This is a genomic window from Spirulina sp. LEGE 11439 (assembly GCF_059821285.1).
The window spans coordinates 115,753-130,708 of the sequence record NZ_JCAMRX010000004.1 but is presented as its reverse complement, the minus strand read 5'-3'; the positions used below and the strand labels follow the sequence as shown (position 1 = coordinate 130,708).

Annotated in this window: 11 protein-coding genes; 10 read left to right on the top strand and 1 reads right to left on the bottom strand. The window is 44.7% G+C overall.

What is annotated here, in order from left to right:
• Positions 1-6 precede the first annotated feature (6 nt).
• The 7 genes from AC6RV6_RS04265 to AC6RV6_RS04235 all read left to right on the top strand — a co-directional run bounded on the left by AC6RV6_RS04265 (position 7) and on the right by AC6RV6_RS04235 (position 7,674).
• Entirely contained in the window at positions 7-921 is a 915-nt protein-coding gene (locus tag AC6RV6_RS04265) for a Sll0314/Alr1548 family TPR repeat-containing protein (RefSeq protein WP_500239169.1), read from the top strand.
• Positions 922-1,066: 145 nt separating this feature from the next.
• Complete coding sequence (locus AC6RV6_RS04260) at positions 1,067-2,017, top strand: N-acetylmuramoyl-L-alanine amidase (protein WP_500239168.1); 951 nt, start codon at positions 1,067-1,069, stop codon at positions 2,015-2,017.
• A gap of 99 nt (positions 2,018-2,116) precedes the next feature.
• Complete coding sequence (locus AC6RV6_RS04255) at positions 2,117-3,769, top strand: N-acetylmuramoyl-L-alanine amidase (RefSeq protein WP_500239167.1); 1,653 nt, start codon at positions 2,117-2,119, stop codon at positions 3,767-3,769.
• Between the two features lie 24 nt (positions 3,770-3,793).
• A complete protein-coding gene (locus AC6RV6_RS04250; protein WP_500239166.1) occupies positions 3,794-4,669 on the top strand; it encodes a histone deacetylase family protein in 876 nt (291 codons plus the stop codon).
• Positions 4,670-4,720: 51 nt separating this feature from the next.
• Positions 4,721-5,641 (top strand): histone deacetylase family protein, encoded by a 921-nt coding sequence (locus AC6RV6_RS04245; protein ID WP_500239165.1) that lies wholly within the window; start codon positions 4,721-4,723, stop codon positions 5,639-5,641.
• A gap of 57 nt (positions 5,642-5,698) precedes the next feature.
• Complete coding sequence (locus AC6RV6_RS04240) at positions 5,699-6,931, top strand: AAA family ATPase (RefSeq protein ID WP_500239163.1); 1,233 nt, start codon at positions 5,699-5,701, stop codon at positions 6,929-6,931.
• A 5-nt stretch (positions 6,932-6,936) separates the two neighbouring features.
• Positions 6,937-7,674, top strand: coding sequence for a hypothetical protein (locus AC6RV6_RS04235; RefSeq protein WP_500239162.1), 738 nt, complete (start codon positions 6,937-6,939; stop codon positions 7,672-7,674).
• Positions 7,675-7,695: 21 nt separating this feature from the next.
• Here AC6RV6_RS04235 and AC6RV6_RS04230 read toward each other — a convergent pair whose 3' ends face one another.
• The gene (locus AC6RV6_RS04230; protein ID WP_500239161.1) at positions 7,696-9,735 is read right to left on the bottom strand and encodes an IS1096 element passenger TnpR family protein; all 2,040 of its coding nucleotides are present in this window, start codon (positions 9,733-9,735) and stop codon (positions 7,696-7,698) included.
• A 308-nt stretch (positions 9,736-10,043) separates the two neighbouring features.
• Between AC6RV6_RS04230 and AC6RV6_RS04225 the strand changes: the two genes are divergently transcribed.
• The 3 genes from AC6RV6_RS04225 to murI all read left to right on the top strand — a co-directional run bounded on the left by AC6RV6_RS04225 (position 10,044) and on the right by murI (position 14,427).
• Positions 10,044-11,450 carry a cation:proton antiporter gene (locus AC6RV6_RS04225; RefSeq protein WP_500239160.1) on the top strand — a complete coding sequence of 469 codons (1,407 nt, stop codon included), beginning with the start codon at positions 10,044-10,046 and terminating at the stop codon, positions 11,448-11,450.
• A 68-nt stretch (positions 11,451-11,518) separates the two neighbouring features.
• Positions 11,519-13,441: an N-acetylmuramoyl-L-alanine amidase gene (locus tag AC6RV6_RS04220; protein ID WP_500239159.1), complete on the top strand. Its 1,923-nt coding sequence runs from the start codon at positions 11,519-11,521 to the stop codon at positions 13,439-13,441.
• Between the two features lie 131 nt (positions 13,442-13,572).
• On the top strand, positions 13,573-14,427 hold the full coding sequence (gene murI, locus AC6RV6_RS04215) for a glutamate racemase (RefSeq protein WP_500239158.1): 855 nt from the start codon (positions 13,573-13,575) through the stop codon (positions 14,425-14,427).
• Positions 14,428-14,956 lie beyond the last annotated feature (529 nt).

The window sequence follows — 14,956 nt, the reverse complement described above, 5'->3', positions numbered from 1 at the left end:
ATTTTCATGCTGAAACGATTATTAAAACCATCCCGATCGCTTTCTCTTATTCTCTCTTCCACTGTTGCGATCGCTGCCATCGGCTGGGCATCCCTCGCATTAGCCGGAGATCCCTTCCAACGTCTCCCCGAGAAACCCATTGGTGATGCGACAGAAGACGTATTTGAAGCCATGTTTAAAGAAGGGGATTATCGCGAAGCCGAACGCTTGATTAGTCAAGCCTTGCGCGAAGATGACGACGAACCCCTCGCCCATGCCCTCCAAGCAGCCCTTGCCTACAATAAAGGAGATTGGGAAACGCTGAAAACTTACGGAGAAAAAACCAAGGAAGCCGCAGAACGATTAATGTCCCGCGATCCCGTGCGCGGGAATCTCTATAAAGGTGTGGGTTTGATGCTAGAAGGCGCTTACGATGTTTTAAGAAATAAGAACTATCTCGGGGCAGTTCCCAAGCTACAAGGAATTTTCCAAGCCTTCGACGCGGCTAAAGCTGCCGATCCCGACGATCCAGAGTTGAATTTGGCAAAAGGCTATATGGAGTTACTCCTCGCAGTGAATTTGCCCTTTTCCAGTCCCGATACGGCCATTGAAAATTTCCAACGCACCGCTAAACCTTCCTATTTAGTCGATCGCGGCTTAGCCTTAGCTTATCGAGATTTAGGGCGCTTTCAAGAGGCACTCGATCGCGTCGAACGGGCGCGATCGCAAACCGCAGATAATCCCGAAATTATTTACCTCAAAGCACAAATTCTCCATGAATTGGGCAAAAAAGACAATCAAACTAAGGTTGTTCGAGAAGCTGTGGAACTATTTAACGATGCTTTAAAAGAGATCGACCAATTTCCTAACCCAGAAGCCAATCAACCGCAAATCGAACGAGAAAAGCGAATTGCTGAGGAGTGGCTGCAAGAGAACGGTTAAGCGATCGCAGCAAAACTGATTTTATAAGAATCCCGATCGCGCCAGATGCGATCGGGATTTTTAACTTAAGTTAACGTCTTCCCCACAGGAGATAAAACTCTGAGACCTTATAATTAGAAGCGATCGCATTGGAGGTCGAAAAATCTTGAAATTCGGCATTGATATGGGACACAATGCCCCTCCAGATACGGGGGCCGTGGGAATTCGACGAGAAGATGACCTGACCAAAGCTGTTGGCATGCAGGTCATGGCCAAATTACAAAATTTAGGGTATAGCGTTATCGACTGTACGCCGCGTTGGGCTTCCAGCGTTCTCGACTCTCTCAGAAAGCGCGTACAAACTGCCAATTCCAATGGAGTCGATATTTTTGTCTCCATTCACTTTAATGCTTTTAACGGACGGGCAAGCGGGTCGGAAATCTTTGCCACCAGTTCGGCTGGACGAAAAATTGCAGCCCCCATTCTCAACAATATCGTTGCCTTGGGATATTATAATCGCGGCGTTAAAAATGGCTCTCATTTATATGTCGTGAAAAATACAATAATGCCAGCCATCTTAATCGAAGGCTGTTTTATTGACTCGCGGCGGGATATGGATTTATATAACACGGAGAAGATGGTCAATGCGATCGTCAAAGGATTGACGGGGGTGAGTCCAGCGAACGATCCTCCTGACGATCGCGGCGATACCGATGCACCCATTTCCGTTAACCCAGAGGTACTCAGATTGCAACAGGCACTCAACCGCTTGCAAATTCGCGATCGCAATAGAAAAGCCCTCGTTGAGGACGGCATCAGTGGACCTGCGACCCAATCAGCCACCGATCGCTTTCATACCGTGATGGCCTTGCAAACCCTCAGTGCAGCTAGTGCCGCCACTTGGAAGGCGATCGAAGAGATTTTTGAGCGTCCCATTCTTCGTCCCTCTCATGCAACGGGAAAAGCCGTGCGCTACGTTCAGTTTCGCGTCCGAAGCGCGATCGACGGTATCTTCGGCCCAAATACGGCTGTAGCAGTTAAACGCTACCAACAAATCAACCATTTGACCGTTGATGGGATCGTAGGTTCGCAAACATGGAGCAAGTTAATTGGCTAGTTATTTGTTGTTTCTCAAGACGACTACAATCGCATTCTACAAACAGCAATTCTCGTACCAATAACCAATAACCGATAACTAATTTAAGGAGATAAGTTTATGAAATTCGGTATTGATATGGGGCATAATGCTCCCCCCGATACGGGCGCTTCCTCCAAATTTGGCAGCGAAGATCAACTAACCAAAGCGATCGGAACTTTAGTCATTAATAAACTACAGGCTCTCGGACACGAGGCCATAAACTGTACCCCCAGCAGTGCCAGTAGTGTCATCGACTCTCTCCGCAAGCGAGTCGGGACGGCCAATAGTCAAAAGGTTGATATCTATGTTTCGATTCACTTTAACGCCTTTAATGGCAGCGCTAATGGAACGGAAATTTTTGCCATTAGCGATGCTTCTCGCCGCATTGCCTCCCCGGTTTTAAAGAATATTCTCGATTTGGGTTTTTTCAATCGCAAAGTCAAAAACGGCTCGCATCTCTATGTTTTGAAAAATACCGCCATGCCCGCTATTCTGATTGAATGCTGCTTCATTGATGCTGAAAAAGATATGAAGCGCTACAATACCGAAGCGATGGCTAATGCGATCGTCAAAGGATTGGCGGGTAAACTCCCAGATGAAAAACCCGATACCCCTAAAGTTGAAGAACGACAAACTCTAGAATTACAAAAAGCCCTTAATCGCTTGCAAATTCGCGATTCTAATGGGAAAGCGTTGAAAGAAGATGGTATCCCCGGACCGAGTACGGAATCTGCAACCCAGAAGTTTCACCAATTAATGGGGATTAATGCTTCCGGTCGCCCGGTTTCCCTAACGTGGAAGGCGATCGATGAAATCATTTCTCAACCCATCCTGCGTCCCAATCATGCAGAAGGTTTAGCCGTGCGCTATGTCGAACATCGGGTCGGTGCCGAAATTGATGGGGTTTACGATGCGAAAACCGTTGAAGCAGTCAAAAATTATCAAAGACAGCAGGGACTCACCGCAGATGGAATTATTGGGGGGAAAAGTTGGGGGAAAATCTTCGGTCAACCCAAACCCAGTTTAGCCGTAGAAATTATTCGCGATACGGTACTCAAACAAGAACCAATCGATAGTACCCAAATCGCCGATCCCAATCAAAAATATCCCATTAAGGAAGGGGAAAAACTATCGTTACACAGTTGGGGAGAGGAAGGCAATCACGTCAAACTCGCTCTCCTTGAAGAGACTTTTAACGGTTTTAATACTTGGTATGCCTTTGTGGATCATATCGAGATTTTGCAGAATGGAGAACCATTACAGCAAGAACCCGAGGAGGAGGCTCCTCAACTGGGCGATCGCGGCGATGCCTTTAATTTACCGGGCTATACGAGTACGTTCTTTCTCAACGATCCGATCATTCCTAATGGAAGTTTTCTCTGGCGAGAAGCGATTCATAACGGCCAGCGAATCCCTCAAAGTAAGGCACATGTGGATAATATTATCGCTCTCGCAACCCGTTTAGAGGACGTGCGCGAACGTTTGGGAGGATTTCCGCTCACAATTACGAGTTGGTATCGCCCCGAACCTTGGAATTCTCGAGTAGGAGGGGCTAAATATTCCCGTCATAAAATCGGTCAAGCGGTGGATCTGCTGCGATCGGGCATGACGGGGCGACAAATGGCCAGCAAATTGCGAAATTGGCCGGGAGGGATGGGTATTTACCGCAATTATCCCAATCTCCTCCACCTCGATATCCGACCCTATCGCGCCCGTTGGGGAGGGGCTTAATCAGTTATCAGTTGGGAGTTGACTTTGCTGCCGATTATTTATAGCGATCGCTTTCTTTATGGCGATCGCAATTCATCTCATCCGGAATGTCCTCGGCGTTTAATGGCGATCGTGGAGGCGTTAAAATTGGCTTCTTGGCACGATCTTTTGCAATGGCATGAGCCTAAAATGAGAGAAGAAGAGGCGATCTCAGCATGGCTACTCAAAGCGCATTCGCAACAGTATACCGATCGTGTTAAATTGTCGCGTCAAAATTATCAAAGGGCATCTTTGGCGATGAGTGCTTGGTTAGATGGGATCGACCTCGTTTTAGAGATCGATAGTCCTGCTTTGGTTTTAGCGCGTCCGGCGGGACATCATGCGGAACGCAATCGCGGGATGGGATTTTGTGTATTTTGTAATGCTGGGATCGCGGCTTTGTATGCACTCAAACAACCTGAGATCGAACGAGTTGCGATTCTTGATTGGGATGTACATCACGGCAATGGAACTCAGGATATTATTAAAGAATATCCTCAAATTGCTTTTTGTTCTCTGCATCAGTTTCCCTGCTATCCGGGGACGGGAAAGGCAGAAGAGCGAGGAAAATACGATAATGTTCTTAATATTCCCCTATCTGCGGGAAGTACATTAAAAGAATATTGCTTTGAATTTGAAGCCAAAGTTCTTCCTTTTTTAAAGAATTTTGCCCCAGATATTCTCATTGTTAGTGCGGGATATGATGCCAATAGAGCCGATCCTTTGGCAGAAATTTGTCTCGAACCTTCTGACTATCGCATCTTAACTGAATATACTTTGCAAATTACCCATTGCATTGTCTATGGTTTAGAAGGTGGCTATCATTTGGAAGCCCTTGCGCGATCGGTGAAAGAAACAATTGAAGGAATCGTTAATAATTAGCTATTTTTTAACAGAGTACTCAAATAATCAATAACCAACAACTAATAAAAAATGCAACTACCTGTCCTTTATTCCGATCGCTTTCTCGACCATAAAACCGGACGCTTTCATCCCGAATGTCCCCAACGTTTAACGGCAATTGTAGAGGCGTTAAAAAAAGCATCGTGGCGCGATCGCTTACAATGGCAAGAGCCGACACCTATCGAACAGCGAGATGTAATCCCGTGGTTGTTGAAAGTCCATCCCCGTAGTCACATCGATCGCATCAAATTAGCGGCTGAAGAAGCGACGGGATTAGATATCGATACTCCCGTTTCTTCTCAAAGTTACGAAGTAGCATTACTGGCAGTGAGTGCGTGGCTGGATGGAGTCGATCGCGCGATCGAGACCCAAAATCCTGCTTTAGTTTTAGCACGTCCCCCCGGACACCATGCAGAACGCGATCGCGCGATGGGATTTTGCTTGTTTTCTAATGCAGCGATCGCGGCGTATTATGCCCTAGAACAGCCTGCGATCGAGCGAGTTGCCATTCTAGACTGGGACGTACATCACGGCAATGGCACGCAGCACATTATCGAGAACAATCCCCAACTCGCTTATTGTTCCTTGCATCAATCTCCTTTTTATCCGGGAACGGGAAGTTGTGGGGAGAGAGGACTTCACAATAATGTTCTCAATGTTCCCATGCAGGCAGGCAGTATGTTAGTTGAATATGAAGCAGCATTTACTGAAAAAGTTTTGCCTTTTTTAAAGAATTTTGCCCCCGATATTCTCATCGTTAGTGCTGGATATGACGCAACTCGAGTCGATCCTCTCGCAGGAATTAGCCTCGAACCCGAGGATTTTCGTCTCTTCACTGAATACAGCTTGCAAGTAACTCGCCGCGTAGTTTACGGTTTAGAGGGAGGCTATGATTTTGACGCGCTATCTGAGTCGGTTAAAGCGACAGTTGAAGGTATTATTGACAATTAAAATATAATAAGATTGAAAGGCGATCGCGAAAATCTTCAATAGGAAGATAAAACCCTCATGTTCAAAAAGTTTACTCTCAAAAATTATAAGACTCACAAATTAACAACAATTGAACTGAGTTCTGTAACACTATTGATTGGTAATAACAGTTCCGGTAAAACGAATCTACTATCAGGAATTCAGCATTTTGCCAACTTAGTCCGGCGAGGTAATCCTTCGAGAGAATCACATTCTACAGTTCGATCTAGTGATTATTTTCCCCATAAGCATCGTTTAGCGAATGACAACGAGAAAATGTCGATTGAGGTAGTTTGGTTAACTAATAACACAGAAGTAATCTATAAACTAGAATTATATACTAACAATAATTTGGAAGGTAATGTAGGATGTTGTGAAAAAATCAACATAAATATTTCTGGAAATGAGCAGGAACTGAAAAATGGATTTGAAAATGAAACTCAGAATTTAGAGCTACGAAAAATACTTGAATCGTCTGAGCAATCGAATACTATTCGGACTCTTGCAAATAATTTTTTTAGGGATTTTGCAACAACATTTAGTTATCATTTTCAACCCAGTTTTCTTAAAGGAAATGTTTCTCTAGAGGACAATAAAAATGGTGAGAAAATCAGAATTCCGAGTGCTTTAGGTTATGAAGGGCGGAACTTAGAAAAGCTGATTGTATATATTAAAGAGAAAGAAGAAAGGACATTTTCTAGATTTATTGTGCTGATGCGACGTTTTAATTCTTCATTTCAAGGTGTTCGTTTTGATGATTATCGTCGCCAGCGTTTAATATGGGAATTTGATTTAGGTCGTTCCGGTACAGATCGCCTCGTTGAAGAATTTACATCTGATTCAATTTCTGATGGCTTTATTAAAGCTGCCGCTATTGCTTTGTTGGTTTCACTGCAACGTTCACCTGCTTTGATTCTCATAGAAGAAATTGAAAATGGCATTAACCCCGGTAATATTCAGGAGATTATGGATTGGATTTGGCAAGCAACAGCATCAGAGGATCGTTCTCATACACCTCAGTTTATTTTGACAACTCATAGTCCCTCAGTATTACGAGAATTTCATAAGAATTTGGACTGTGTTTATACTACTCGAATTCAGAAAAAAGGATTTCAGAGTGATGTGCGAAATTTAAACCAAGCTCTCGATACGTTGATCGGAATTGGTGCTGTAGAGGGTGAAAGTTTTACCGATCCGGAAACTGGAAAAGTAAAAGTTGAAATGCCACAGTATCAATTAGCAGAGCTTTGGTATTCTGGGACTATTGGATAGTAATTATGGTTGAGTTATTGCAAAGAAATATCGGTATTATTGCGGATGGAGGCAGCGATTATGCTATTTTTAAACGAATCATTGAATGTATTATCGAAGGAAACTATGGTTCGCCATCAGAGGTAAATTGTGTTGAACTGAGAAACCAATCTATTCGAGATTATGTCGATCGCTATTGGATAAATACTAAAAATAGCGATCCTTCTTTACCGAGTTATCCTGCACTCGAGTTACGAAATAAAGTTTTATCAGTTCTCATTAAAGGATTTGATGAATTTGCAGGTGAATTGGATTCAGGTATTTTGACGAATAAGGATATTTTATTATTAACCACTGATTCCGAGCGTCGTTTATCATCAGAAGATGACTATTTTGAAGGATATGGCTTTCATGTTGTCAAAATTTTAGAGAGTGCTATTGAAAAATTCTACAACTTTAAATCTAATCAAGATTTCTCTTTTGAATATTTACCTTTAATTCTACCTTTTATTGTTTTTCCTTCAACAGAAATCTTAATTGCTTCATCTCGTTCTCTTTTGAGTAAATGTCGCGGCAAAAAGCCAACAGAGCTAAAGCAACTCCTTTATAAAACCAGCAATATTCATACAATGGATTCAAATGCTTTGAAAAATAAAGCATTACAGTATCTTGACGAACAAGGTATTCGGCGAATTTACAAAGATATTCCTGAAGCGAGGATATTGATTCAAACTCTTTCTACTCTCAATCCTCTGACTATTTAACTGACGATAATTACTATAAAATCATTCATCCTCATCCCAATCTTCTTCCTCGTCCCAATCAGGATATTGTTCTGGGGATTTCCCTTTTCGAGAAATAATTTTTGGTCGATCGCATTCCACTCCTTCCTCAATCTTCTCCAAAGTGACTGCAAATTCCCACCAATCGCCAAAATCGAAAATATACATCATCAAATCCCCTTCAGCTAAGGGTAAATCCCCAATTTTTACATCAGGGGTAGACGGCGAACCATCTGCGGCAGGATGCGTCGCTTCCACCGTGCGACCCAGCCGATCTTTATAGCGAAACATATCGAGATGATCCGCAGAAAATTTAACAGAATGTAAAATCATACGACTCAAATCGGCTAGGGTATTAGCACTAGAAATAGCAATTCTGCGCCAGATTTTGCCCAGAGATATTTTAAAGATATACATTCCCGAACGAGACTCGAATTTCGGGGTTTTTAATGTCTTGTTCCATTCAGGAAAATAAGGCTGTAATATGGGTTGTAATTCTCCCATAGGAATATTTTGATTGTTCTCAAATTCCCACGATAAACCGCGATCGCTAAATGTGCGGAACATTAATTCCATGAAGGCTTCCCCAAAGGGTAATTTTTTGATTTGTCGAATTCGCATCCCTTTTCCTGTTTCGGGTTTTCCGGTTTTAATTTCAATTAACCCGAACAGTTCCATCAAAGCAATATTATACAAAGCCGGCTCGTAACTGAGAGATTGCTGCGCCTCATAACTGGTAAATTTTCGACCATTATTGGGAATATGCGGCCAATATTGGAGACATTTGCTAGATGTATTGAAAATATCTCCACCTCGTTCTCCTAATATATCTTCATTCCCGCGAACCAACCATGCTTCAAGTAAAGTACAATAGCGTTCTGTGGGATTGAATTCATGCCACGATCGCATCATTTCCGGGTCGAGAACAAGCATTTTTGTCTTCCCATACTTTTCTATTCGGACTAACCCTGATGCTCGCAGGAGCAAGTATAAACCATGAATAGGAGGATAGGATTTTTGCAAGGGACGCTTGAGAGCTAAATCCACGGGTTGACTCAAACATTGATTAATCTCTCGCAATCGCTTTAAAGGAAAGAGATTATGTTTTCCCGTCACGGCAATTCCTTTTTTGCCAATAAGTTCCAGTAGAACTTGAAAATCTTGTAAAATTGTTCCGGGCTGAGTTTCAGAAATTTTCTGTTCTCGCAAAATCGCAATTTTTTCAGCTGAGAAAGGTGGTAATTTTTCTACTAATTCCTTAAACATTTTAACGCGCAATTCCTGTAAGAAATCCTGCGGGCTATTATCGCTATTAGAATGAGTAGCTGATTCTAATATTGCTCCTCCCAATAAAGAGTCAACAATATTTTTTAATTCTGGAGGCAGTTCGTCGATGGAAATATCTTCATTGGAGCTATCAGCCACAAGTTTAAACTCTTGTTCTGAATCGGGCATAAAAATTTTAGTTGTGGGAGAATTAGAAGAATTTGTTTTTGCTTGTTTGAGATTGGCATTATATTGTTTCTGAAATTCTGCAAGTCCCTCTGGATTAGTCATGTCAAATCCTGCCGCATTCCCTTGGGTTAAAAATGACTTAGCGATACCAAATTTACTGGAATCATTCATCATTTTTTTGAATTTGGGTTTAATTTTTTTAAGTAAAGCAACAATACGTTTGGCTTGAGGATGTTGGTAAGCGCGATCGAGAAAGCGCCAAAATGCTAAAAGTTCGGGAATAGCAGTATCGGCTTCATCGGGATTCATTAAGGAGACTTTACGAGGAAATAGTTCCGTGACGATTATCTCAACATCATTTCGTTTCATACGAGGCAATGTCACCGATTCGTAAGCGTAGCCAAAATAAAGGAGATTATCAATCCAACTACCTGCATATTGCTGCATTTCTGGGCATTGTTCGAGATAAGTTTTTCCTTCTGGCGCTGCGACAAATTCTTTGACTAAATCGCGAACATAATCTTCTAAGACGGCGATCGCTTCGTCGTAATCTTCAATTGAGTCGATGCAGTGGAGATCGATGCTCATAATTAATTATTCTCAATGATTATTTTGCCAATATTTTACTGTGATTCCGTTTTAGCGCTACGGCGATCGCAGAGTAATGATAAACCCTCCTTGTCTCTTAGGTCAGCGAATTTGAAGAACAAGCCGATCCCAAGTCCCCCCACTGGCTTAACATTAACTTTAGAAACAGTCTCAAGGAAGCGATCGATACTTGCGATCTCCCGAGCGGATTTTGGTAACGATGGAATCTTTTAGACTGACCCTTATCGGGATACCCTAAAAAATCTGCGTCTATCGAGGGTGCAGAATATCAAGCGAATAGATTTTCAATGACTTTTAATTTAATGACTTGGGCGAATTCTCTTCCCCTCATTGACTCCCCACTCCTCCCCGGGATTCCTCATCATTTCTTAGCCACCACAGAAGAGGCGGATAGCAGCTTAGTCCTCGCTGGGGTTTTGCTGAGTTTGGTGTTGATTTATGCTGCCAGTAAAATCGGCGGCGAACTTTGCGCTCGCATTAATCTTCCCCCGGTTTTAGGGGAATTGGTCGGCGGGGTTGCGATCGGTGTTTCAGCCCTACATCTCCTCGTGTTTCCCGAGGGCGGTTCTCAAGCCGGTGACTCCCTCATTATCCAATTTCTCGAACTAACCGCCAACCTCTCCCCCGAGGATGCTAACGCGGTCTTTAACTCCCAAAGCGAGGTGATTTCCGTTCTCTCAGAAGTCGGCGTGATCCTACTTTTGTTTGAAATTGGCTTGGAATCAGAACTCCAAGAACTGATCCGCGTTGGCCCCCAAGCTGCGATCGTCGCAGTTGTCGGTGTCGTCGTCCCTTTTGTGGCAGGAACTGCGGGATTAATGTTTTTGTTCGATGTCAGTGCCATTCCCTCGATCTTCGCTGGAGCCGCCCTCACTGCCACCAGTATTGGCATCACCGCTAAAGTCCTCGCCGAAATCGGACAGTTGAGTTCTAAAGAAGGACAGATTATTATCGGGGCGGCGGTACTGGATGACGTACTCGGTATTATCGTTCTCGCGGTCGTTGCCAGCTTGGTCAAAACTGGAGAAATTCAAATTACCAATATTGTTTATCTCATCATCAGTGCTGGGGTGTTCCTCATTGGCGCAATTTTTATCGGTCGTTTTCTCAAGCCCTTTTACACCGGCTTGGTGGATAAAATGAAAACCCGAGGCCAATTGTTGCTTGTCTCTCTTGTTTTTGCTTTTATTCTCTCCTATATTGCTGCCGCTATTCAACTGGAGGCTATTCTCGGAGCATTTGCCGCCGGATTGGTCTTAGCGGAAACTGAAAAACGCAAAGAACTCGAAGAGCAAGTGATCCCTGTTGCCGATATTCTCGTTCCAATTTTCTTTGTGGGAGTTGGGGCGCGAACGGATCTCAGCGTCCTCAATCCAGCCATTCCAGCCAACCGAGAAGGATTAATTATTGCGGCCTTCCTGATTGTCGTGGCAATTCTGGGTAAAGTAGTTACGGGATTTACCGTTTTCGGCCAGCCAGATTTGAATAAGTTGGCTATTGGCGTGGGCATGATCCCCCGAGGCGAAGTAGGATTGGTATTTGCTGGGGTCGGTGCCGCAAGTGGGGCGCTGTCATCCGCAACGGAGGCGGCTATCATTATGATGGTGATTACAACTACGTTTGTTGCACCACCTTTATTGCGGGTCGTCTTCCAAGAACCGCAAGCCGTTTCAGAAAAATCTTCTGAAGCCTAACGCCCTCGTTCGTCGTTCCTTGGTGAGGAAAGAGGATTTTGAGAAAATACTGGTTACTGTTTAGCGTATTGAGCATTTTGCTCTCTTGTTCTCCGGCAGAAGCCTCTCGGCTTCTGTTTTGGCGCTTCGATTCTTCTCAGAATCGCTTGGTTTTTACCACGGATAGCGACGTGCGACCGAGCGCCCAATTAATTGACGATCCAACGCGCTTGGTTATCGATTTGCCGGGGGTGCAGTTGGACGATCGCTTGGCCCCTCAGCGCATCGGCGGCGCGATCGCTGCCGTGCGAGTCGGGCAGGTCACTCCCGCTTCGGCGCGTTTGGTCATCGAACTGGCTCCCGGTTATACCCTCGACCCACAAAAAGTGAGTTTTACAGGGTCTTCGGCGACGCAATGGGAGGTCAAATTACCGGAACCCGAACGGATCGCGGTGGCGACTTTTACACCGGAGTTGACCCCGATCGCTGCTTCTCCTGCTCCGAGGCCGGCGCGATCGTTGAGTAAAGGCGATCGCCAGCGCTTTCAAAGCACTCGTAATGGTTTTTTCGTGCGCTTGGAGAATGCCAATTCGGGGCAAGTTAGCGTCAGTCACGGGGAAGATATTCGACAAGTGGAAATCGATCTGGACGGTATCGTTCTGCCTAACGATCTGGTCTCTCGTTCTTTTGATGTCGAGCGTTTGGGGGTTAATCGCGTGGCTTTTGCTCAGTTGAGCGCTTCTCCTCCCAAGGCCAGAATTACCCTCGATACGACGGGAGAACAACCGGATTGGAATGCCGCACTGGGTCGCAATGGCTTAGCGATCGTGCCGATGGCAGGGGCTGAGCTTCGCAGTGAAAATTTATCTCCCCCAGAATCCCTCACGAATAGTTTTTCGTCGGAGTCTCTCAATACGAACGATATTGCTTCCGTAGAACCGATCGCTAATCGTTCTCAACCCGATATTGACCCCAGGGAATCCCCTGTTAATTTTGCCCAACGCGATCGCCTGACGACAATTCGTTCGGTCGATTGGGGTTTGGGGGAACAACTCTACATTCGCGGTAATGGCAGGATTCGCGGTTCGATTAATTGGAATAGCGATATCGAGGCTTATGTGATTACGATTCCCAATGCTCGTTTGGCGGAGGGTGTGCGCGGTCCTCAACTACGTGCCAACGGACCGATTACCGAGATGCGCTTGCGCCAGCACGATCGCGAGCAAACCGTAGAAATCACCTTAAAAACCGCTCGCGGCATTGTTGCCGGAGAACTCAATCAACTGGGTTCGACTCTTCTCGCCCTCGAGTTACGCGACGATCCCATTGCTTCGACTCCAGTTCCGTCTCGTCCCATTCCTCCTCGCGTTTCCACTCCTCGCAGAACAACCCGACCGAGAAGGACGACTCCACCTCGGACGACCACCCCACCCCGGACGACTATCCCCCCTCGCCGCATTAATAGCCGCGTTTTAATTACCATCGATCCAGGCCATGGAGGCAAAGACCCCGGCGCGATCGGGATTGGTGGACTCCGAGAAAAAGATGTGGTTTTGCCGATTTCTTTAGAAGTATCTCGTATTTTGCAACAAAATGGCGTACAGGTGGTGATGACCCGCAATCGAGATTATTTTGTGAGCTTGGCCGGGCGGGCATCCATTGCTAATCGCTCTCGCGCTGATATTTTTGTCAGCATTCATGCTAATGCAATTAGTATGAGTCGTCCTGATGTAAATGGGGTAGAAACTTTCTACTATTCTTATTCGGGGCGGCGTTTGGCGAGTGCCATTCAGTCGCGGATTCTTCGCAATATTCGCATTGGCAACCGAGGGGTGAAGCGTGCGAGATTTTACGTGCTGCGTCATACATCCATGCCTTCAGCTTTAGTGGAAGTGGGTTTTGTGACTGGACGCTACGATGCTCCCCGCTTGAGGACTTCCGCCTTCCGCTCGCAAATGGCTCAAGCGATCGCAGATGGAATTCTCGATTATATTCGCGCAACTCGGCGTTAATTTGTTATTTATTATTTGTTGTTTGTGTCTGAGTCAGCAGTCCCTTGGCCAATTTGATTCGCTGAAGTTTAACTGCTTGTTCGGAGTCAAATAACGCATAATCAAGAACCAATAACCAAGAACATTTGAATATGAACGAACTCCAAGACAAACGCATTGGCGTTTTTGATAGTGGTGTGGGGGGGTTAACTGTTCTCAATGAGCTTTACCGACAGTTGCCAAGAGAATCAATTCTTTATTTTGGAGATACGGCGCGATTACCTTATGGAACGCGATCGAAGGCGGAAATTCTTCAGTTTGTCCGAGAAATTTTAACTTGGATGGATGGGGAAGGGGTGAAAATGGCGATTATGGCTTGCAATACCAGTTCTGCTTTGGCTTTGGATGAAGTGCGATCGCAGTTTGATTTCCCCATTCTCGGCTTAATTTTACCGGGGGCGAGGGCTGCCGTTCGACAAGGCCGGCGAATTGGTGCGATCGCCACTCCTGCAACCGTTGCCAGTAATGCCTACCGTCAAGCAATTTTAGAAAGTGATGTTGATGTTCGCGTTTGGCAGGTGGGTTGTCCGGAATTCGTTCCTCTCATCGAAGAAAATCGCATTCATCATCCCTATACGCGTCAAGTGGCGATGAATTATCTCCAACCATTACTCAAAAATCAAATCGATACTTTAATCTACGGTTGTACTCATTATCCTCATCTCGAACCCGTCTTAAAAACAATTTTGCCTCCCCGAGTTCGTTTAGTGAATCCGGCTTATCATGTTGCCAAAGCTGCACTGCGAGAACTTCAACTATTAGGACTAGACAGCCCTCGAAAGAAGCGCTCAACTCGCTTTTGTGTTAGTGGAGATCCGCAACGTTTTGCTCAATTGTCTCGACAGTGGCTGCCAGAAGTCCCTAATGTAGAAAAAGTCAATGTAGAAAAAGTCTACCTTTTATCCGCACGACTTGCATCAATGCCTCTGAATTCGGTAGACTTATAGAGCTTTATTCGAAATATCTGGGATTGCTTAACTCCCAGATTCAATCTGGCGAGGTGCTGGTCGTTCTGTTTTATTCTTCCGTCCGACCAGCATCAATAAACCATAAACCAGTAACAAGTAGCCTGTTGCTACCAAGAGAATCATCATAAGCCCACCTCCAAAGCAACGCGAAAAAACACCTTTGAACTAGCCTAATTTGGGTTTGCAATCTTCAATCTAGAAGTTATCCCAAAAGAAGAAGTTATCCCAAAAGAAGAAGTTATCCCAAAAGAATATGACGGAAGATTTCACATTCTTTGATTTTAGAGATTTTTACTTCCCAGATCGCGATCGCAAACTTCCTTTTAAGTTCTGATTGCAAAAATCCCGCAAAAACCTATCAGTCAGAAACTGAATTACGCTTCCAGTCCGCTCCTCTTTCAACCCTCTGCATTTAATGTCATTGTTAAAACAATGCCGTTCTTTAAACAATGCAGAATTGGATTTGCAGGTGCTATGCACTGCTCCCATAATGCTTTGCTGGAATCCA

What these genes read in the sequence shown, in the direction of transcription:
- AC6RV6_RS04225 (WP_500239160.1), top strand. Translation starts at nt 10,044, where the DNA reads ATGACTTTTAATTTAATGACTTGGGCGAATTCTCTTCCCCTCATTGAC.
- AC6RV6_RS04265 (WP_500239169.1), top strand. Translation starts at nt 7, where the DNA reads ATGCTGAAACGATTATTAAAACCATCCCGATCGCTTTCTCTTATTCTC.
- AC6RV6_RS04240 (WP_500239163.1), top strand. Translation starts at nt 5,699, where the DNA reads ATGTTCAAAAAGTTTACTCTCAAAAATTATAAGACTCACAAATTAACA.
- AC6RV6_RS04245 (WP_500239165.1), top strand. Translation starts at nt 4,721, where the DNA reads ATGCAACTACCTGTCCTTTATTCCGATCGCTTTCTCGACCATAAAACC.
- AC6RV6_RS04230 (WP_500239161.1), bottom strand. Translation starts at nt 9,735, where the DNA reads ATGAGCATCGATCTCCACTGCATCGACTCAATTGAAGATTACGACGAA.
- AC6RV6_RS04235 (WP_500239162.1), top strand. Translation starts at nt 6,937, where the DNA reads ATGGTTGAGTTATTGCAAAGAAATATCGGTATTATTGCGGATGGAGGC.
- murI (WP_500239158.1), top strand. Translation starts at nt 13,573, where the DNA reads ATGAACGAACTCCAAGACAAACGCATTGGCGTTTTTGATAGTGGTGTG.
- AC6RV6_RS04255 (WP_500239167.1), top strand. Translation starts at nt 2,117, where the DNA reads ATGAAATTCGGTATTGATATGGGGCATAATGCTCCCCCCGATACGGGC.